The sequence below is a fragment of the Chryseobacterium sp. FR054 genome, assembly GCF_056844565.1.
Genome location: NZ_JBXDSA010000006.1, coordinates 173,966 through 194,967, shown reverse-complemented (window position 1 = coordinate 194,967; position 21,002 = coordinate 173,966). Strand labels below are relative to the sequence as shown.

The 21,002-nt window shown below is 38.0% G+C and carries 15 protein-coding genes; 7 read left to right on the top strand and 8 right to left on the bottom strand.

What is annotated here, in order from left to right; all coding sequences use genetic code 11:
* Positions 1 to 3 precede the first annotated feature (3 nt).
* From AC106S_RS21665 to AC106S_RS21630, 8 genes are all read right to left on the bottom strand, one after another.
* Positions 4 to 972 carry a ketoacyl-ACP synthase III gene (locus AC106S_RS21665; RefSeq protein WP_482441886.1) on the bottom strand — a complete coding sequence of 323 codons (969 nt, stop codon included), beginning with the start codon at positions 970 to 972 and terminating at the stop codon, positions 4 to 6.
* A gap of 10 nt (positions 973 to 982) precedes the next feature.
* Positions 983 to 1,213, bottom strand: a complete 231-nt coding sequence (locus AC106S_RS21660) for an acyl carrier protein (protein WP_482441884.1) — start codon at positions 1,211 to 1,213, stop codon at positions 983 to 985.
* Between the two features lie 4 nt (positions 1,214 to 1,217).
* A complete protein-coding gene (locus AC106S_RS21655) occupies positions 1,218 to 1,745 on the bottom strand; it encodes a GNAT family N-acetyltransferase (protein ID WP_482441882.1) in 528 nt (175 codons plus the stop codon).
* A gap of 12 nt (positions 1,746 to 1,757) precedes the next feature.
* Positions 1,758 to 2,174 carry a sugar 3,4-ketoisomerase gene (locus AC106S_RS21650; protein ID WP_482441880.1) on the bottom strand — a complete coding sequence of 139 codons (417 nt, stop codon included), beginning with the start codon at positions 2,172 to 2,174 and terminating at the stop codon, positions 1,758 to 1,760.
* 182 nt (positions 2,175 to 2,356) lie between these two features.
* Positions 2,357 to 3,220: a glucose-1-phosphate thymidylyltransferase RfbA gene (rfbA, locus tag AC106S_RS21645; RefSeq protein WP_482441879.1), complete on the bottom strand. Its 864-nt coding sequence runs from the start codon at positions 3,218 to 3,220 to the stop codon at positions 2,357 to 2,359.
* A gap of 84 nt (positions 3,221 to 3,304) precedes the next feature.
* Positions 3,305 to 4,384 carry a dTDP-glucose 4,6-dehydratase gene (rfbB, locus tag AC106S_RS21640; protein ID WP_482441877.1) on the bottom strand — a complete coding sequence of 360 codons (1,080 nt, stop codon included), beginning with the start codon at positions 4,382 to 4,384 and terminating at the stop codon, positions 3,305 to 3,307.
* Positions 4,377 to 5,777 (bottom strand): hypothetical protein, encoded by a 1,401-nt coding sequence (locus tag AC106S_RS21635; protein ID WP_482441876.1) that lies wholly within the window; start codon positions 5,775 to 5,777, stop codon positions 4,377 to 4,379. Before AC106S_RS21635 ends, rfbB begins: the two co-directional genes overlap by 8 nt.
* A 132-nt stretch (positions 5,778 to 5,909) precedes the next feature.
* Positions 5,910 to 7,220 (bottom strand): UDP-glucose dehydrogenase family protein, encoded by a 1,311-nt coding sequence (locus AC106S_RS21630; protein WP_482441875.1) that lies wholly within the window; start codon positions 7,218 to 7,220, stop codon positions 5,910 to 5,912.
* Between the two features lie 218 nt (positions 7,221 to 7,438).
* Here AC106S_RS21630 and rimP point away from each other — a divergent pair, with 218 nt between their 5' ends.
* The 7 genes from rimP to bshC all read left to right on the top strand — a co-directional run bounded on the left by rimP (position 7,439) and on the right by bshC (position 20,970).
* Complete coding sequence (gene rimP / locus AC106S_RS21625) at positions 7,439 to 7,906, top strand: ribosome assembly cofactor RimP (RefSeq protein WP_482441874.1); 468 nt, start codon at positions 7,439 to 7,441, stop codon at positions 7,904 to 7,906.
* A 16-nt stretch (positions 7,907 to 7,922) separates the two neighbouring features.
* A complete protein-coding gene (gene nusA, locus AC106S_RS21620; RefSeq protein WP_062697940.1) occupies positions 7,923 to 9,158 on the top strand; it encodes a transcription termination factor NusA in 1,236 nt (411 codons plus the stop codon).
* 74 nt (positions 9,159 to 9,232) lie between these two features.
* Positions 9,233 to 12,187, top strand: a complete 2,955-nt coding sequence (infB, locus tag AC106S_RS21615; RefSeq protein ID WP_482441873.1) for a translation initiation factor IF-2 — start codon at positions 9,233 to 9,235, stop codon at positions 12,185 to 12,187.
* 693 nt (positions 12,188 to 12,880) lie between these two features.
* Positions 12,881 to 15,637 (top strand): SusC/RagA family TonB-linked outer membrane protein, encoded by a 2,757-nt coding sequence (locus tag AC106S_RS21610; protein WP_482441872.1) that lies wholly within the window; start codon positions 12,881 to 12,883, stop codon positions 15,635 to 15,637.
* Positions 15,638 to 15,651: 14 nt separating this feature from the next.
* A complete protein-coding gene (locus AC106S_RS21605; protein WP_482441871.1) occupies positions 15,652 to 17,163 on the top strand; it encodes a RagB/SusD family nutrient uptake outer membrane protein in 1,512 nt (503 codons plus the stop codon).
* 264 nt (positions 17,164 to 17,427) lie between these two features.
* Positions 17,428 to 19,371 (top strand): putative porin, encoded by a 1,944-nt coding sequence (locus tag AC106S_RS21600; protein ID WP_482441870.1) that lies wholly within the window; start codon positions 17,428 to 17,430, stop codon positions 19,369 to 19,371.
* 12 nt (positions 19,372 to 19,383) lie between these two features.
* The gene (gene bshC, locus AC106S_RS21595; protein WP_482441868.1) at positions 19,384 to 20,970 is read left to right on the top strand and encodes a bacillithiol biosynthesis cysteine-adding enzyme BshC; all 1,587 of its coding nucleotides are present in this window, start codon (positions 19,384 to 19,386) and stop codon (positions 20,968 to 20,970) included.
* Positions 20,971 to 21,002 lie beyond the last annotated feature (32 nt).

Here is a 21,002-nt window from a genome sequence, read left to right as displayed (position 1 = left end):
CCATTATTTTTTTCTTAAACACACGGCTCCCCATGAGTAGCCTACTCCAAAACCTACCAGCATGATGTTTTTTAAATCTCTGGAAGCGATTGAGTTTTTAAAGGCAATAGGAATTGTTGATGATACGGTATTTCCGTAGTCCAGCATATCGATCACGAAATTTTCCTGGGGAATATTGATTCTTTTTCTGAGGAAATCAAGCATGAATGTATTGGCCTGGTGGAAGATAAAAGTATCAATGTCGTTTTTTTCAAATCCGTTCTTTTCCAGGTTTTCTTTCACAAGACCCGGAATGGCTTTTGACGTGAAATCGAAAATTTTCGGACCGTTCATATGAAGATAATTGTCTTTATCTTCTTTATCGTTGGTGTTCTTATTTCTTACAGCGCCGTTTTTTACGATGAGGTTTTTGGCGCCTTCACCATCGGTTCCTACTGAGAATTTCAGGATTTCAAAATCTCCGTCTCCGGAGATCAGGGTTGCAGTGGCGGCGTCACCGAAAAGGCTGATATTTCCTTTGTCATCCTCATGAATGTGTTTGGAATAGGTTTCTGCCGTTATTAAAACCACATTTTTCATCATTTTAGCCTCAACAAGTGCGTTGGCCAGAGATAATCCGTAAATATATCCCGAGCACCCCTGGTTGATGTCAATAGCTCCGCAGCTTGTATTCAGGCCGGCCTGGGACTGAACAAGGCAGGCGGTAGCAGGCAGGAAGTAGTCGGGGCTTTGGGTACAGACGATAAGATAATCGATTTCAGATTTATCAATGCTGTATTCTTCAACCAGTCTGTTGAGGGCTTTCACCGCGATGTCGGAAGTATATTCGTCCTCACCGGTAATATTCCTGTTCCTGATTCCTATTTTTTCAAGGATCTTATCGCTTTCCCAATCCGGAAATTTGGCTGAAATTTCTTCATTGGAAATCACCGTCCCGGGGATGTATGTTGAAATATGTTTGATAAAGGCCATTGTTCAGTATTTATTGTTTTTTCTCAGAAACAAATGAATACAGAGCGTTTATATTACTTAAAGCGGTGATCTGCTCAGGCTCCATATCAACACCGTATTCGTCCTCAATCATTACTTTGATGACCATTGCCGTAAGGGAATCCCAGTAGCTTTCTTTACTGTATTCTGTTTCAGGGGCTACCGTTACGTCTGTATTTTCCAGCTGAGACTGAAATTTTTCAATGAATTCGTTAATTGACATATGTTTAAATTTTAAATTTTTTAAGGATATCCGGAAGTACGGAATTAAAAGTTTCTCTGTTCAGGAGATAATAATTGTTTTCCTCATCGGTTTTTACCAGCTCAGGTTTGAAAAGCCTGTGATAGCTGTTGACGGAGGTATTCTGTTTTCTCACTTCGAACTGGATCGTATCGAATTTCAGTTCATTCAGGACATAGTCTTTTACAGCCATGTCTACTTTTATGGAGTTTTTGATGTTGGCGTAATCAGGTTTTGAGACCCAGCTTCCGATTTCCGGCAGCCCGGATTCTATTTTGTAGACCCTGTATGTTGCGAAATCTTCGTTGTTTTCGTCATAGGCTATAAAATAATATTCTTTATGTTCCTGCTCACGCACTTTATAGTTTGAAATCCACTGTTTTTGGGCATCCACATCCGGGGACGTTTTTGAAATGAACCTCGATTTTTTTTCATTGTTCCTGATGGAAACGATAAATTCGGCATCGTCTGTATCCACCAGTCTCAGTTTAATTCCTTTATATTCAATGATCATTTTGATGAATTTTTATAGGTTTTTACTGACTGTTTCCCTGAAGCTTTCATAATCTCTGAAATAATCTTCTTCGTCATAGATTTCTGAGGCAAGGCACAGCAATACCGCATTATGGGAGAACTGAATATCCCTCCATACCAGTTTTGGAATATAGAGCCCTTTGGTAGGATGATCCAGAACAAATGTTTCTTTATTTCCATCCTTATCTTCCGTATTAAAGGTAATAATTCCGGAAACAGCAAATATAACCTGCTGAAGTTCTTTATGGGCATGTCCTCCACGCGTCACATCATGAGGGGTGAAGTAGGTCCAGTATACACGCTGGATATCAAAAGGGATATTCTTCTGAGCTTCGGCGATGGTAATGTAGCCCAGCTGTGACGATCCTATTTTATCGAAAGTTATTATCTGTGGTTTATTGTTCTCCATTAATGTATTTAAATAGTTCTTTAAATTCCTCAAAGTTAATTATAAAATTACTATCAGAGAAAATCTGATATTTCTACTGTGATTAAAATATATATCAGAATATAAAGAGCACGGTGATATGATCCATTAAAAAACTATTGGCCATAAGACCAATAGTTTGTAAATTATGTAAGATTGTACATCTATTTTTTGATCAGTTGCTTCAGGTATTCACCGTAGCCGCTTTTACCATATTTTGTTGCCGTTTCAAGAAGTTTCTCTTCGTTGATGAATTTATTTCTGAAGGCGATTTCCTCTATACATCCGATTTTGAAGCCCTGTCTTTTTTCAATAACACTTACGAATTCTGAAGCATCGTGAAGAGAGTCGAAAGTTCCGGTATCCAGCCAGGCAGTTCCCCTGTCAAGTACCCCTACTTCAAGTTTTCCTTTGCTTAGGTAAACGTTATTCACGTCGGTAATTTCCAGTTCTCCTCTTGCGGAAGGCCGGATGTTTTTGGCGATCTCCACCACTTCGTTATCGTAGAAATAAAGTCCGGGAACGGCATAGTTTGATTTGGGCTGTAAAGGTTTTTCTTCAATAGAAACGGCTTTTAAATCAGCATCAAATTCTACCACTCCGTATCTTTCCGGATCTGAAACGTGATAGGCAAAGACCACCCCTCCGTCCGGATTGGTTTTGTTCTTCAGGAGTGTTCCCATTTCTGAGCCGTAAAATATATTGTCTCCCAATACCAGTGCGGCGGAATCATTCCCGATAAACTGTTCTCCTAAAATAAAGGCTTGGGCAAGTCCGTCCGGGCTTGGCTGTACCACATATTCTATATTGCATCCGATCTGGGATCCGTCTCCTAATAATTTAATGAAACCCGGCTGATCGTGAGGGGTTGTAATGATCAGGATATCCTTGATTCCTGCCAACAGTAAGGTGGAAAGCGGATAATAGATCATCGGTTTATCATAAACAGGCATCAGCTGCTTGCTTACGGCAATCGTAAGAGGGTAAAGTCTGGTTCCGGAGCCTCCGGCTAATATGATTCCTTTCATCTTTTATTTTGTAAGTTGTCCCCGCTGCCCGTTAAGGTCAAAAAAATGACAGAATGTGCACAGCAGAGCGTGTTTTGTTATATTCTAGTTATATTGTTTTTCGTAATACTTCTGGTAATCACCGCTGGTTACGTTTTCAAGCCATTCTTTATTTTCAAGGTACCAGTCGATGGTTTTGCCCAGTCCTTCTTCGAAGGTTACAGATGGTTTCCATCCAAGATCTTTGTTGAGTTTCGCTGCGTCGATAGCATAGCGCTTATCGTGTCCCGGTCTGTCTTTTACAAACGTGATGAGTTTTTCAGAATAGCCTTCAGGTTTTCCTAATTTGGCATCCATCTGTCTGATTAATTCTTTTACAAGATCGATGTTCTGCCATTCGTTGAATCCTCCGATGTTGTACGTTTCTCCAGTTTTGGCTTCATTGAAGATCTGGTGGATCGCTTTGGCGTGATCAATCACAAAAAGCCAGTCTCTTGTATATTTTCCGTCACCGTAAATAGGCAGAGGTTTTTCATTGATGATATTGGAAATACAAAGAGGAATCAGCTTTTCCGGGAAATGATTCGGCCCGTAATTATTAGAGCAGTTGGAAACGATGAACGGCATTCCGTAGGTATTTCCGTAAGCTCTTACCAGGTGGTCTGAAGCTGCTTTTGATGCTGAATACGGAGACTGCGGATCGTATGGTGTGGTTTCCAGGAAAAACCCTGTCTCTCCTAAACTTCCGTATACTTCGTCTGTGGAAACATGATAGAACAGGTTGTTTCTTTTTTCATCCGGAAATCTTCCGTGGGTGTGATCAGGATTCAGGGTCCAGAATTCTTTACACAGATTCAGGAGATTGGCGGTTCCGTTCACATTCGTGTTGATAAAAGCCATAGGATCTGTAATGCTTCTGTCTACATGACTTTCGGCGGCTAAATGAACTACGGCATCAGGATTGTATTTTTCAAATACTCTTCTTAATTCTTCAGGTTTTGTAATGTCGGCCTTTTCAAAGATATAATTGGGCTCGTTTTCTATATCCTTCAGATTTTCCAGATTTCCGGCATAGGTTAATGCATCAAGGTTGATGATTGTCATGTCCGGATTGTTTTTTACAAATTCTCTTACAACATGAGATCCGATAAATCCGGCCCCTCCGGTAATGATTACATTATTCATTGTCTGTACTTTTATAATTGTGAGTGTGTAATTTAATAATTGTTTTTAGTCTGTTTAAACTAAAAATACTTCCTTTCGAGATGATATTAACGTCATCGTAGAGCTCCGCTATATTTTTATCCTGCAATACATTTTTATTCAAAAGTACGGAATCAAAGAGTCCGATTGCTTTTAAATGATCAATATTTGCAAAATAATGCCCCGGTCTTTCTCCCTGGCTTCCGTAATTCTTTATATAGTAGGTAATAAAAGGGCTGGCCAGACCCACCGGATCTATAAAATAAGCATTCTGATTTCCGGGCAGCAAAGGGGCATGAAGCATTTGTACGTCGGTGTTAATAGCTGTTACTTTTCTTACCGGTTTATTGTAGATGAAGTGAATATCTGAAAACTTCCTTGTATAATACTCTCTTTCGTTCATTAAAAGGAAACGTCCTTTTATATAATTATCCGCATGCAGCTTTACTGCCGGAGGAAAGAAAAAAATAACGGCGAATAAGATCAGGGAAAATGAAGATATTTTAATGAAATTCTTTTTATAGGCCCGGATTTCTTTTGTAGAGATAAATTCTATAACTGAAATGATGGAAACAGGTACCAAAACAGTAAAAAGTCTTCCAAACATATAATCACGTACGATGAATATATAAACCAGATAGAAGATGATCCCGAGAAATATTTTTTTATTGGTAAAATATGAACTGTATAATCCTAAAGCTATCAACAGAAACATGGGTTTGCTTTTGAACAGGTTTTCCTTATAATAAAATAAAGACTGATAAAGATTGAAATTATTGGTTTTAAGATAAAAGCTGTTAGGAAATATGCTCCCGAAATAAAAGAAAGAAAATGCAAGCCATCCCAATATAATGATACACATTACCATAAATCCTTTTGTGAATTTATGTTTGTAGAAATAATAGAATATCGTTGGACAGACTATCAGAAAAAAATCATATCGGGTAAGAAAAACCAAAGCAACAGCAACAGGAAGCAGGAAAACTGTTTTCGGAGCTTTTTCATTCATACTGAGTATTGTAAACCATGCAATGACCAAATAGGACAATGAGTTTTCTAATCCGCTGGTGCTGAAGTCAATATAAAAACTTGAAGTGAGTAACAGCCCAAAACCGGACAGCAGTATAATAATTCCTTCAGGTTTAACTGTTGCGGTCTTTAAATACAGATATCTCAATATCATCGTGACTGATGTAACTGAGAATATCATATTAATAATAATGGGGATGCTGAATATTTTATTTTCTGAAATATGAAATATACTGAATAATACATCAAAAATGTAGGTGAGAGGAATAGACACAACCGTAAAAAGAGGAGAGGTAGAAACATAGGTTCTTTCTCCTGAATTCCAGACTAATCCTAATCCATTCAAGACATTGTATGATTGGTATGTAACTGAGAGTCCGTCTGAGGACACCCATCTGTAATAATATATCAAACCAAAATAAATCAGTCCTAAACAGGCTATGAGCCAAAATTTGAAATCTTTTACAATTGGCATAATTTAGGAAATCGTTTTTCTTCCTATGCTTTTATAATAAAACCCGTTTTGTTCAGGAACTTCCAGCGGGTACATATTTCTTCCGTCAAAAATAACTTTGTTTTTCATTTTTTTAGCCATGAGCTCAAAATTCGGATTCTTGAATTCCGGCCATTCGGTAGCGATGAATAAAGCATCTGCATCCTCTAGGGCATCATACATTCCTTTGGCGTACTGAATGCTGTTGCCTAAAAGTTTCTGTACATTATTTTCAGCTACGGCATCATAAGCTACAATTTCTGCGCCTTTTTCTAAAAGAAGAGCAATATTGTCTAAAGATGAAGCTTCCCTGATGTCATCCGTATTGGCTTTGAAAGCTAATCCCCACATGGCAATCTTTTTACCTTTAAGGTTTCCTCCGAAATATTTTTCAATTTCTGAAACCAGGATGACCTTCTGTGACGTATTCACATTTTCTGTCGCCTCCAGAATCTGGAAATTAAAATCTTCCTGCTTTCCGGATTTAATCAATGCTTTCACATCTTTAGGGAAACAGCTTCCGCCATATCCGATTCCCGGGAATAGAAAACGGTGCCCGATTCTGTCGTCACTTCCCATTCCCAGCCTTACTTTATCTACATCTGCCCCTACTTTTTCACAGTAATTGGCGATCTCATTCATAAACGTGATCTTTACGGCAAGAAAAGAGTTGGATGCATATTTGGTAAGCTCCGAAGATTTTTCATCCATAAAGATGATCGGAATTCCCGTATTGGTAAATGGCTGATAGATTTTGGACATAACGTCTTTGGCTCTTTCCGAACTTGCTCCTACCACAACCCTTGACGGGTTCATAGAATCTTCTACGGCAAAACCTTCCCTTAAAAATTCAGGGTTCGAAACTACATCAAAAGGAATGTCGGTTTTAGAGGAAATGACTTCCCTTACTCTATCGGCAGTTCCTACCGGAACGGTACTTTTATTAACAATGACCTTATATTCTGTCATGAGTTCCCCAATGTTGTTCGCAACGTTAAGTACATAGGAGAGATCTGCAGAACCGTCTTCTCCCGGAGGAGTAGGAAGAGCCAGATAAACCACTTCGCTTTTGTCTAAAGCCTCTTTAAGATTGGTGGTGAAAAACAGCCTTTCAGACTGTATATTCCTCAGGAACATTTCTTCAAGGTTCGGCTCATAGATGGGAACAACGCCGTTTTTCATACCTTCCACTTTTTTTTCATCAATATCAACACAGTATACTGAATTGCCGAGTTCTGCCAGGGTAGTTCCTGTAACCAGCCCTACATAACCCGTTCCTACAATCGTTATATTCAAAATGTCTGTTTTTAAAAATTTCTATCGCAAAAGTAATAAAAATACCTTCATCCGCTTTCTTAATTTCCTGTAATAAAATTTTCGTGTTATTTACTTGATACTAAGTTCATTTTGTATTTGTAGAAAAAAATACGTATATTTGCACTGGATTTACGGAAAAAAATGGGAAGGCTTCGGAAGAAAGCCTTTTTTCGTACGGGTAAATCAAGATTAATCATATGGAGTTTAGAAAAAAAATTGAAGAATTATTAAATGAATTCCTTGAAACCAGAAACGATTTATTTCTGATCGATTTAAAGATTTCTGCAGGGGATGATATTACAGTGATTTTAGATGGAGATAACGGAGTTACACTGCAGGACTGTCTTGATGCCAGCCGTGCCGTGGAATTCAATATGGATCGTGAAGAGCATGATTTCAGCCTTCAGGTGATGTCGGCAGGATTAAGCGAACCGCTGTCTACACCAAGACAGTTTAAGAAAAATATAGGAAGAGAAGTTGAAGTGCTTTTAGCGGATTCTTCCAAAATTGAAGGCGAACTTGCCAAAGTGGATGATGATAAAATCACCCTTGTTTTACGCTACCGGAAGCCGAAAGATATCGGGAAAGGGAAAGTGGATGTGGAGGAGGAAAAAGAAATTCCTTACTCTGAAATAAAGAAAGCATTAGTAGTAATTAAATTTTAAAAAGAAAAAAGAATAAATGGATAATATAGCGTTGATTGAATCCTTCGGTGATTTTAAAGACGAAAAAGGGATCAGTAAGATTGATCTTATGGCAATTATTGAAGATTCACTGAAAACTCTTTTAAGAAAGAGATTTGATTCGGATGATCATTTTGATGTAATTGTGAACCCTGATAAAGGAGATTTTCAGATATTTCTAAATAAAACCATTGTAGAAGACGAAATGTCTGAAGACGATGATCTTGAAATCGAAATCTCAGAAGCAAAGAAAATCGATCCTACCTTTGAAGTGGGTGAAGATTTTACAATGGAGATTCCTGTTGCCCAGTTGGGAAGAAGAAATATTCTTACACTGAAGCAGATCTTAGCAACGAAACTTCAGGAGCATAACAATGCTATGCTTTATGAACAGTTCAGAGATAAGATCGGGGAGATTGTTGTGGGAGAAATCCACCATATCCGTCACAAACATGTGATCCTGTTGGATGATGAAGGAAACGAATTCATTTTGCCGAAAGAAAATCAGATCCCATCCGATTTCTTTAAAAAAGGAGAAAATATCAGAGCTATTGTAGAAACAGTAGATTTTAAAGGATCTAAGCCACAGATCATTATTTCCAGAACTGCTCCGAAATTCCTGGAGAAATTATTAGAACTGGAAATTCCTGAAATTCAGGACGGAACCATCATGCTTAAAAAAGTAGTGAGAATTCCGGGTGAAAAAGCGAAGATCGCAGTAGATGCTTATGACGACAGAATAGATCCTGTGGGCGCCTGCGTGGGTGTTAAAGGATCCAGAATTCATGGCGTTGTAAGAGAGTTGAGAAATGAAAACATCGATGTTATTCAGTGGTCTAAAAATCCTGAGATTTTAGTAAAAAGAGCTTTAGGAAACGTTACCATCAACAAGATCGACATCAACGAGGAGCAGAACTATGCATTAGTATATACTCCGGTTGAAGAGATTTCCAAAGTGATCGGTAAGCAGGGACAGAATATCAGACTGGCTTCTTGGTTGACAGGTTATGAAATTGATGTATACAGAGAGTCCAGCGAGGATGACGATGTTGAATTGAGAGAATTTAATGACGATATCGAGCAGTGGATTTTGGATGAATTTAAGAAAGTAGGTCTTACAACTGCAAAATCAGTATTGGATAAAGATACCGAAAGTCTTTTAAATATGGTTGACCTTGAAGAAGAGACGATTGAAGAGGTAAAACGTATTCTGAGAGAAGAATTTGAAGATTAGGAAATAAATCTTTAATAAACAGTAAAAAGGAAATACTTTAATTTTAAGAATTAAAAAAATACGTAAATATATAGATGCCAAAAATTAGATTAAATAAAGCGGTTAAGGAATTCAATATTTCGATGTCCAGATTAGTAGAGTTTTTACAGTCAAGGGGTTTCGAAGTTGAAAGCAATCCTAACGCTCAATTAGAAGAAGCGGCATATTCTGCATTGGAGGCTGAGTTTGCCAAAGACGGTGAACAGCGTAAAGCTTCCCATGAGGTGGTGATCACGAAAGTTCCGGAAGAAAAACTGGAAATTGAAGAAAAGAAAACCCCTGAAGTAATAAGAGCTAAAGCTAATAAACCGGAAACTAAAATTTTAGGTAAAATAGATCTGGATTCTACCAAGCCTGAAGTGGAAGAAACTCCTGAGGCTCCGGCAGCTGCTCCGGCACCGGCACCGGTTGAAGAAAAGAAAGAAGAAGTTGTGGCTGAACCGGAAGTGAAAGCAGCTCCTGAAAAACAGGAATTTAAAGTTCTGGATAAAATTGATTTGTCTCAGATAGAATCCAGAAACAGACCAGTGAAAAAAGACAAACCAAAAATGGAGGAGAAAAAAGAAGAGGAAAAACCGGCAGAACCAGTAAAAGAAACTCCTAAGCAGGCAGAACCTGCGACTGAAGTGAAATCTGCTGAACCTCAAAAAACTGAGCCGGAATCTCAGGAACCTCAAAAAATTGAGACTGTTTACCAAAAGCTGGACGGTCCTAAAATTGTAGGTGAAAAAATTGACTTAACCCAATTTGCACCTAAACCGGGCTCAGGAGCCAAAAAGAAAAGAAAGAGAATTGAAAAACCGGGCGGGCAAAATAATCAGCAGGGCCAGGGGAATAATCAGAACTCAGGAAATAATAACCAGGGCGGACAGGGTAACCGTCCTCAGGGTCAAGGTGGCCAGGGCGGAAATCGTCAGGGTCAGGGAGGTCAGGGTAACCGTCCTCAGGGCCAGGGAGGCCAGGGTGGAAACCGTTTCGGAAATAACCAGGGAGGAAACCGTCAGGGTGGACAAGGTGGTGGATTCAAGAAAGGCGGTCAAAACAACAGACCTGGTCAAAGAGTTATGCCGGTTGAATTAACAGACGAACAGGTTAAAAACCAGATCAAGGAAACCCTTGAAAAACTTACCAATAAAGGAGGTAAATCGAAATCTGCCAAACACAGAAAAGATAAGAGAACATTCCGTAGAGAACAGGACGAGCGTCAGCAGGAACTGGAAGCACAGGACAGAACACTTAAGGTGACAGAATTTATCACAGTAGGTGAGCTGGCAAGTTTGATGAACGTTTCTCCGACTGAAGTAATTTCTGCCTGTTTCTCATTAGGGGTAATGGTTACCATGAACCAGAGACTGGAAGCCGATACCTTATTATTGGTAGCAGATGAATTCGGATATAAAATTGAATTCTCCGATGCTGACCTTGAAGATACAGATTCCGAAGATGAAATCGATACAGAAGAAAGCTTATTGTCAAGAGCGCCTGTTGTTACGGTGATGGGGCACGTTGACCACGGTAAGACTTCATTGCTGGATTATATCAGAAAGACCAACGTAATTGCCGGTGAATCCGGAGGTATTACACAGCATATCGGTGCTTACAACGTGAAACTGGAAAACGGTCAGAGAATCACCTTCTTGGATACGCCGGGTCACGAAGCCTTTACCGCGATGAGAGCGAGAGGTGCACAGATCACCGATATTGCAATTATTGTAATTGCTGCCGATGATGATGTGATGCCACAGACGAAAGAAGCTATTGCTCACGCTCAGGCTGCACAGGTACCAATGATTATTGCAATCAACAAAGTAGATAAACCTAACGCGAATCCTGACAACATCCGTCAGCAGCTTTCTGGCTTAAACCCTCCGGTTTTAGTGGAAGAATGGGGTGGAAATGTTCAGGCACAGGAGATTTCAGCTAAGTTTGGTAATAATGTGGATGTGTTATTGGAAAAAGTTTTATTACAGGCTGAAATGCTTGAATTAAAAGCGAATCCTGACCGTTCGGCAAACGGTGTTGTTATCGAGGCATCTCTTGATAAAGGTAGAGGTTACGTTGCCACCATGTTGGTACAGACCGGAACTTTAAGAGTAGGTGATTACGTAGTAGCAGGTAAAAATCACGGTAAAGTAAAAGCTTTGCTTGATGAAAGAGGTAAAAATCTTGCTGAAGCAGGTCCTTCAATTCCGGCAACCATTTTAGGTCTGGACGGAGCACCGACTGCCGGAGATAAATTCCGTGTATATGCAGACGAAAGTGAAGGTAAAGCTATCGCGAATAAGAGAGAGCAGCTTCAGAGAGAACTTTCCATCAGAACGAAAAAACATACAACACTTGAAGAGCTGGGCAGACGTATTGCCTTAGGAGAATTCAAAGAATTGAATATTATCCTTAAAGGTGACGTGGATGGTTCTGTGGAAGCACTTTCTGATCAGTTACAGAGATTATCCACAGAGGAAATCAGCGTGAAGATTCTTCACTCAGGAGTAGGACAGATTACAGAATCTGACATCAACCTGGCAGCAGCATCAGACGCTATTATCATTGGATTCAACGTGAGGGCCGGTGCCAATGCAAAAGAATTGGCAGACCGTGAGGAAATTGAAATCAGAACCTACTCTGTAATCTATAAAGCCATTGATGAGGTAAAAGAAGCAATGGAAGGAATGCTTTCTCCGGAAATTCAGGAGCAGGTAATTGGTAATGTAGAGATCCGTGAGGTATTTAAGATTTCTAAGGTTGGAACTATCGCAGGATGTATGGTTCTTACCGGAAAAGTAACAAGACAGTCGAAGGTACGTTTGCTGAGAGATGGTATTGTGAAATTCGACGGGGAGCTTGAGAGTTTAAAACGTTTCAAAGATGATGTGAAGGAAGTAACAAAAGGTTACGAATGTGGATTGAACCTGAAGGGATATAATGATATTGAAATCGGGGATATTCTTGAAGTCTACGAAGAAGTAGCAGTTAAGAAGAAACTGAAATAACAGATTTCTCTATAAATAGAAAGCTGTCTCATTTGAGGCAGCTTTTTTTTGTGCCTTCTTCTCTATAATTGGCAGTTTAGTATTCATCAATTAGTTAAATTTTTAATTTATAGTAAATATTAATTTATAATTATTGTTAATTCACATTTTTTTGACGTAATATTTATCATAAAATCAAATATGAATTGTTGCAATTTTATGATGAATTCAATCCGATGATGTTTAAAATGATACATATAATTTTCAGCTGTTAAGTGACTGCTGATAAGATGTATAGCATTTGTTGTTTAATGTGGGGTATAGTATGGCAACAGGGAGAATTGGGAATTAATCGGTGAAATTGCTTCAAATTTGCTTTTTTTATTTTAAAATAAAATAGAATTTTATTCTTTTAAATATGTGAAATTCACTTTTTTATAAATGTATTTTTAGGTAATGAATTATATTTTTATAATTTATATTGATTCTAAATAATATTTTTTACATTGGCAATAATGCGTTAAAAAAAAATAGAGACGTAAAAAATTTATATTTTATGAAATAAAAATTAAGTATTATTGTTAAATCCTGTTTATTTGATGTAATTTTTATACTAAAATGTAAAAAAAAGTGTTGCAGATGCTACTTAAAAACTTGCAAGTGTTAATATTTATTAACATATTTGCCCATTAAAATATATTAAAATTTGTTAATATGAATGTTAAACTACGTGTATTAAGTGCCGGGGCTGTGTTCTTCTTAGGAGCAGTGGCTTTTGCGCAAACAAAAAAGAATGATACATTAGCTACTAAAGCAACTCAAATTGATGAAGTAGTAATGGTTGGTTATAGCAATAAAAAGAAAGAAGCTGTAACAACTGCTGTAGGTACAGTAAAAGCTGCTGAATTGAATAATGTGCCTGTTGGTAACTTTGTTCAGAATTTAGGAGGACGTATTGCAGGGGTAGATGTAATGGTTGGATCCGGACAGCCGGGTACCGGAGGTAATATCATTATTAGAGGTGCTGGATCAATCAATGGAGGTACTACTCCTTTATATGTTGTGGACGGTGTTCCTTTGAATTCAACAGCGTTCGCTGGTCTGAACCCAAATGACTTTGAAGAGGTTTCCGTATTGAAAGATGCAGCCGCAAAAGCTCAGTATGGAGCAGCCGGTGGAGCCGGGGTGATTTTGGTGAAAACTAAATCAGGTAAAAAAGGTGCTCTTCGAGTTCAGTATACAGGTCAAACGGGTATAGCAATGAAAGGTAAATATAAATACCAATTAATGAATGCTCAGCAATGGCTAGACTGGAATCATAAATGGGGGAATTTTGATGATAGTGATGTAGCATATTATGCAGATAAGCCGGAGCTATACACAGACTGGACTAAAGTATTCTTTAGAACAGGTAGAACCAGTTCAAATGATATCGCAGTTTCAGGTGGTAGTGATAATACCAGCTATTATGTTTCATTGGCACAGTTTAGCCAGGATGGTATTGCACTTAATTCCAGCTTAGACAGATATACATTGAATACTAAGATTAATTCCGGTAATGGTAGGAATTTTAGATTTGGTGTTAACTCATCATTGAGTTTCAATAAAACAGCCAATATCACTGGTGAAGCGGGTGTATTTACCAATAACCCTTTCTTTGCAGTGAACACAGCTCCTGTATTAACACCATATAACCCGGACGGGTCTTATGCGGTTAACCAAGGTTTGTTTGGTTCAGCGTCTTATGCATTAAATTACGGTGCAAGAGCTCTTGAGCAGACTATGGAAGGTGCAAGAGGAAGAAAACAAATGAAATTGATTTCGAGTGTATTTGGTGAATATGATTTTGATGATCACTTTACTGCAAGAGTAATGGGTGGGGTGGATTTTACTCAAAATAACAGTACTACCTACAACAATCCTGCTACTTACTATGGTTCTACTACGAACCCAGGTAGAAACGGATCTTTAACAAGATCAATTTCCAACTGGACTACTCTTACTTCGAACGCCAGATTATCTTACAAAAATACCTTTAATGATGTGCACAATTTTTCTGCATATATCTTAGGAGAATATGTTGGAAGATTCAGAGAGAGTCTTGGATATACTGGTTATAATGTTGCAGCTAATACACCTGCTTCTATTATTACTTCAGCTACCCTTATTCCTGTTCTTAGCGGCGGATCTACAAGATTTACTACTTTAGCTGCATTAGGATCTATTTCATATAACTATGATAATAAATATTTCTTTGATGCCAACATAAGAAGGGAAGCCAGCTCTCAGTTCTCAAAAGCTGAAAAAGCAGGTACTTTCGGAGGGGTATCGGCAGCTTGGGCAATTAATAAAGAAAACTTCATGTCCGATAGTATTTTTAACGAATTGAAGTTAAGAGGTAGTATCGGTTGGACAGGTAATACCGGTGATCCAACTACACTATACCCTTACAATGATTTGCAATACTATTCATATGGTTCTCTATATGATACATCAAGATCTTTGGCAGTTGGAAGCCCTCTTAATGAAAACTATAAATGGGAGAAAGAAAGACAGGTTAACCTTGGTTTAGATTTTGGATTGTTTAAAAATAGACTTTGGGGATCCGTAGATGTTTACGACAGACAGACAAAAGACTTATATGTAACTTACAGCCTTTCCGCAACTTCAGGATTTAGCGCAATTGACAACTGGAATGCAGGTAAAATGAGCAATAAAGGGGTGGAAGTTGACTTACATGGAGATGTTATCAGAAACAAAGATTTCAAACTTTCATTATTTGCAAACTTTGCATATAATAAAAATAAAATTACAGATTTAGGTCAGGTTAATCAGTTTGAGCAGGGAACTTCTATTATCAGAGTTGGAGAAGCTTTAGGTAGCCACTTCATCGTAGGCTGGACAGGAGTAAACCCACAGACAGGAGCACCGATCTATCAGGATGTTAATGGAAATCCAACAGAGGTTTATGATGCGATCAATAATAAAACCGGATGGGGTACTTTCTATGCACCTTATATGGGAGGATTTGGTCTTGACCTGAATTATAAAGGATTCTCATTATCTTCTCAGTTCCAGTGGAAATCTGGTTTCTCAAGATTTAATAATCAGAGATTCTTCCAGGAAAACCCAAGTTTCTGGTACCTGAATCAGAATGTAAACCAATTGGATGTTTGGACAACTCCAGGACAGATTACGGATGTACAGGGTGGTGAATATAAAGTGGAGTTCTCCTCTAAATTCATAGAAAATGCATCGTTTATCAGACTGAAGAATGTTAGATTAGGTTATGATCTTCCTAAAGACATGTTACGTGGTGTAGTTAGTGGTATTACAATCTTTGCAGAAGGAACGAACCTTTATACTTGGACTAAATGGACTGGCTTTGATCCGGATGATGATAATAATATTGCACAATATGAATATCCTACTCCAAGAGTAATTTCATTAGGAACTACGATAACTTTTTAATTCTTAAAATCATTATGAAAAACTATATAAATAGAATACTTTTAGCTTCTGTGCTAGGACTTACAACTGTAAGTTGTACTAATCTATTGGAGGATGTTAATCCGGACGCTCTTCCGGAAACTCCTGAGACATTAACAGATATTCGTAACTTACAACAATTGCTTAATAATACCTATCAGACAATGCCATTGGCTAGTGAAGGTTTTATTCAGGCTCTAATGACAGACGAACTTAAAATTGCTACTACGAATAATGGTAGTGGAGTATTTTTATGGGGAAGAACATTCACATCACAGGATGGAGATGTTGAAGGACTATGGTATAGTGCTTACAGAACTATATTTACTGCAAATAAAGTTTTAGATAACATTGATACTGTTAATAATGACGGAATCACTTGGAACTCTACTGTTTTATCAAAAAACCAGATTAAGGCGGAAGCTTTGGGGATGAGAGCTTTTAACCATATGCTGATTTTAGAGAACTTCTCACCAAAATATAGTGCAAATGCATTAGGGTGTGTTTACATGAAGACAGCAAAAGATATTACTTATGGTACTCCACCTAGAGATAATATGCAGACTTCTTATCAGAATGTTTTAGCTGATCTTAATGCGGCGTTAGCTTTAAATCCAAGTAATACAAATAACAAGTATATTAGCAGAGATGCATTAAATGCAATGAAAGCACAGGTATACCTGGAAATGAATGATTATCCTAATGCTATTACTGCAGCTAATTTGGCGATTGGTTCCAAAGTGTTAAAAGGTGCTTCCGTTACATATGATAACGTTACAGGGGTGCCGTCAATGGTCAATAATGTTGCTCCGGTTTGGGCTGACCCGATTGCTGGTGCAGGTACTATGAATGGTGCAGTAGACGGTTCAGAGGTGATTTTCCAGCAGATTAATATTGTTGGAGCTGCAAGTGTGAATATCGGAGGTTTATATACTTCACCTTCTTTAGGAACATTTTGGTCGCCATCTACTACTTTACTTCCAAAATATAACGCTGCGGATTTAAGAAGAGCTGCATATTTAAATAGTAATACAGTTTTCAAAAAATATTATGGAACTACTCAGAACAGAGGTATTGCCAATGTTAAAGCGATTAGAACTGCTGAGATCATTTTGTTAAGAGCTGAAGCTAAAGCTAAAGGTGGTGATCTGCCAGGAGCTTACAATGATTATCTATTAGTTCGTAAAGCAAGAAACGGAAATGGTACTAATACTCTTGTTCCTGTTCCTACCGGAGGATATGCTGTTCAGTATACCAATGATGCTGCCTTTACAAGTGCAACCGATGCTATTGATAAAATTCTGGAAGAAAGATTCAGAGAATTCCCGTTAGAAGGAAAAAGATTGTCTGACCTGAAGAGAAACGGTAAAATTGTAACCAGAGCTGCAAGTGATGCAACTGCTGCTTATCCGAATACTACTTTCCCTAATGTAGACAAAATGACTTTACCAATTCCTTATTCTGAAATATTTGCTAATCCGAATATTCAGCAGAACGTTGGATGGTAAGATTTAATTTTAAAAATTAAATGAATCATATAGAAGGCAGGATAACATTTTATCCTGCCTTTTTTATTTAAAATGGTACATCAAAATAATGCAATTCAGCTCTACATCTTTTTGAATCAACATTTATAAGAGTCTTTTATACGATTCAGGATAAGAAAATGTTTATAGACCATTATTTTGACATTATTTCTTATTTTTGCTTTACAAAATCAGCACCCTGCCATGTCTCGGAGATCTTATGATTTTGTGATAATATATAGATACATGAAATACTTATTTCTTATACTTGTTGCCTTCAGCGGTTTTACAAAAGCTCAGATCGTCAATACAGCAGATCCAGCCAATCCGGTTAAAAAAGCAGAAGACACCCTGGTCATTGATACAGGGAAAAAAGACTCTCTGAAGATTTTTAAACCTACAATTAACGATTATCTGTATCAGACCCAGTTTTCTGAAAAGAAAGTATTTGATACCGTGATGACCTTTGATAAGACCCACATCTTCTCACAGTACAATAACAGAGACAATTTTGGTAAAGTTCAGCCTGCCAACATAGGAGCTGGATTCAATCCTCTTGTATATGAAGTGAATGCCGAACAGAACCTGTCTCTTTTGCCTTCCAATAAGTCCTATATGATCTTAGGAGTTGATGACGTTAAATACTACGATGTAAAAACACCAACGGCATCTTTCATTTACCATACCGCTATGAAAAACGGGGCCGCTCTTAACTCAACCTATACCCAGAATATCGGTAAAAGATTCAATTTTGCAGTTGAATATATGGGACTGCGCTCTCAGGGATTTTACAGGAATTCATTAGCGGCTAATAACAATACCATTTTCTCAGGACATTATGTTTCCAAAAGCGGGAACTATGAACTCTTCGCCCATTACCTTCACCAGAATGTCAATAATCAGGAAAGTGGAGGAATCCAGGATGATGATAAATTTCAGAATGGTGACAGCAACTACAAAAACAGACAGAATGCCCAGGTAAATCTGGCATCATCAAGCTCGCAGTTCTCCTACAGAAGATATTATCTCAGCCATCAGTTTACCCCTTTCAATGCAGAGAAATTTCCTTTCAGTATAAGACATACCGTTTTCCACCAGGGAAATAAATATTATTATAACCAGGGACAGCTGGAATCTTACTGGTATACCGATGCCGCTACACAGGTGATCAGCGGTTTTCCTCTGACAACAAAAAAATATTCAGATAATTTCAGTAATACGGTAAGCCTTGTTTTCGATAATGAAAAATTCAAACTTGATGCAGGAGTTCGTTATCAGATGCTGAAATTTGGAGTAAGAGATCTTGCTACGGTCAACGGGACAACCCTGCCGGGAGAATTGAAGGAAAACAGAATAGGAGCCGTAGGAAATCTTCAGGTAAAACTTTGGGATAAAATCCAGTTGAAATCCTTTCTGGAGTTTTCAAACGGAAGCCAGTTCGGAAGTTATCTCAGAACAGCTAATAATCTTAAATTTGAACCCATCAAAGATTATTTTGTCAATGCCAGGGTAAACTTCCAGAGTGCTTATCCGTCATTTAACTATTTACTGAATACTTCCGCTTATAATGGGTTCAATTATTATCTTGAAAATGCTAAAAATCAATCAGTCACTGAGATTGGTGGGAGCATCAACCTGAAATGGTTCAAAACCGAGTTATTTGCCAATTATTTCAGAATAGACAACTATGCCTATTTTGACAGCAGTGCCAATCCAAAACAGAGTGAGAGTTCACTGAGTATTTCCCAGATCGGAGGAGATGCCACATTCAGTTTTAAGAAATTTCATTTAAATACAAGACTTCATTTCCAGAATGCATTAACGAATAAAGACCTTCTTCCCATGCCGGGTTTTATCGGTAGAGCCAATTTTTTCTATCAGACCCGGGCATTTAAAAAGGCAGCTGAAATTCAGGCCGGAGTGAAAGTCTATTATTTCTCCAAATTTGCATCGAGAGACTATTTCCCGATCCTTAACGAATACATCCTTCCTAATGCCGATGCATTCTCAATCGGAGGACAGCCCATTGCCGATCTTTATATCAATATGAAAGTTAAAAAAATGTTCTTTTATGTAGAGGGACAGCAGATAGGAACGGTAATTTCCAACAATAAAGCCTATGCATTCCCGCATTATCCGGTTTATGACTTCAGACTGAATATCGGGCTTGTATGGTATTTGTTCAACTAAAATCGAAACAGGTTGAAAACAATCAATAAAATATCCTTTAACGATATAGACAGTATCCCTCAGCTGGTGAAAGACTTTCTGAACCAAAAAATTGAGGGATTTGAAGAAAATACGTTTTCTTTAGAACATTTCAGAAACCAGATTCATCTTAAAAAAGATTCTTTTACCCGGGACCATAGGAATGTTTTATCCGGTGAGCTCATGAGGCAGATGGAACACCTATCCCTGTCTTCCAGGCAGAGAGAAAATCTGGATAACCTGAAACTCCCCGATACATTTACCATCACAACAGGACATCAGCTGAACCTGTTCTCAGGCCCCGTTTTCTTTATCTACAAGATTTTGCAGACGATTAAAACCTGTACCTGGCTGAAGGAAAACTTCCCCGACTTCAATTTTGTTCCGGTATACTGGATGGCCTCGGAAGACCACGATTTTGCTGAGATCAATCATTTCAAAACAGAGAATAACTACTACGAGATCAACGAAAAATCCGGAGGGGCGGTAGGCCGGATAAAGATCAGCGATACCTTTTTTATCTCAGAATTTGAGAAAGAATTCAAAGATTCTGTTTTTGGAACAGAACTGATCCTGATGTTGAAAGAAGCCTATAAAACAGGTAATACGCTTACCCAGGCAATTAAAACCCTCGTCAACCGTCTCTTTTCCGAATTCGGACTGCTGATGATAGACGGAGATTCCGGAGCGCTCAAAACACAGGTCAGAGATATTTTTAAAGAAGAATTGCTTCATTTCAGCCTTTACAGCAATTCAAAGGAAAAAGTAGACTATCTGACAGAGAAATATGGCAAAGTCCAGGTTAATCCCAGGGAAATAAACCTGTTCTATCTTTCAGAAACCAGAGACAGAATAGATTTTGACGGCAAAGTTTACAGAATCGTAGATACAGATATTCAGTTTACCCGGGAAGAAATCTTGGCTGAACTGGAAAACTGTCCTGAAAAATTCAGCCCTAATGCTCTCATGCGTCCTGTTTATCAGGAAAAAGTGCTCCCCAATCTGGCCTATATAGGAGGAAATGCAGAAATCATGTACTGGCTTGAACTCAAAGATTACTTTTCAGCAGTCAGTATACCGTTTCCTGTTTTGATTCCAAGAAACTCAATGCTCTTTCTCAAGGAAAAAACATTAGGAAAAATTGAACGGCTGAATCTTAAAATCGAAGAATTTTTCGGAAACTTTACCGATATTACCAGGCAGAAAATTTTAGAGGATAGTAATGTTTTAAAATTGCTGGAAGAAAAAGAAATGCTTCTGGAAAAAGGATTCTCAGAATTGAAAGCTGTTGCCGAAACTACGGAGAAATCTTTTGGAAATATGGTGAAAGCAGAAGAAGTGAGACAGCTGAAATCTTTCAGAAGAATGAAAAAAAGACTTCTTCATGCTGAAAAGATAAAACAGAAGGAACTGCTGGAAAGACTGGAAAACCTGTTTTTAGACGTACATCCATCGAAGACCTGGCAGGAGAGAGTCTGTAATTTCAGCGTATTCTTTTCAGATTATGGGTATGCATGGCTTGAAAATTGTTTGGAAGAAATGGTGGTTCAAGAATCCAAATTAATAATTGTTGCCATTTAATTTTAAAGGAGTATTTTTGTAAATTATAAGTA

What these genes read in the sequence shown, in the direction of transcription:
- AC106S_RS21665 (WP_482441886.1), bottom strand. Translation starts at nt 972, where the DNA reads ATGGCCTTTATCAAACATATTTCAACATACATCCCCGGGACGGTGATT.
- AC106S_RS21660 (WP_482441884.1), bottom strand. Translation starts at nt 1,213, where the DNA reads ATGTCAATTAACGAATTCATTGAAAAATTTCAGTCTCAGCTGGAAAAT.
- AC106S_RS21655 (WP_482441882.1), bottom strand. Translation starts at nt 1,745, where the DNA reads ATGATCATTGAATATAAAGGAATTAAACTGAGACTGGTGGATACAGAC.
- AC106S_RS21650 (WP_482441880.1), bottom strand. Translation starts at nt 2,174, where the DNA reads ATGGAGAACAATAAACCACAGATAATAACTTTCGATAAAATAGGATCG.
- rfbA (WP_482441879.1), bottom strand. Translation starts at nt 3,220, where the DNA reads ATGAAAGGAATCATATTAGCCGGAGGCTCCGGAACCAGACTTTACCCT.
- rfbB (WP_482441877.1), bottom strand. Translation starts at nt 4,384, where the DNA reads ATGAATAATGTAATCATTACCGGAGGGGCCGGATTTATCGGATCTCAT.
- rimP (WP_482441874.1), top strand. Translation starts at nt 7,439, where the DNA reads ATGGAGTTTAGAAAAAAAATTGAAGAATTATTAAATGAATTCCTTGAA.
- nusA (WP_062697940.1), top strand. Translation starts at nt 7,923, where the DNA reads ATGGATAATATAGCGTTGATTGAATCCTTCGGTGATTTTAAAGACGAA.
- infB (WP_482441873.1), top strand. Translation starts at nt 9,233, where the DNA reads ATGCCAAAAATTAGATTAAATAAAGCGGTTAAGGAATTCAATATTTCG.
- AC106S_RS21610 (WP_482441872.1), top strand. Translation starts at nt 12,881, where the DNA reads ATGAATGTTAAACTACGTGTATTAAGTGCCGGGGCTGTGTTCTTCTTA.
- AC106S_RS21605 (WP_482441871.1), top strand. Translation starts at nt 15,652, where the DNA reads ATGAAAAACTATATAAATAGAATACTTTTAGCTTCTGTGCTAGGACTT.
- AC106S_RS21600 (WP_482441870.1), top strand. Translation starts at nt 17,428, where the DNA reads ATGAAATACTTATTTCTTATACTTGTTGCCTTCAGCGGTTTTACAAAA.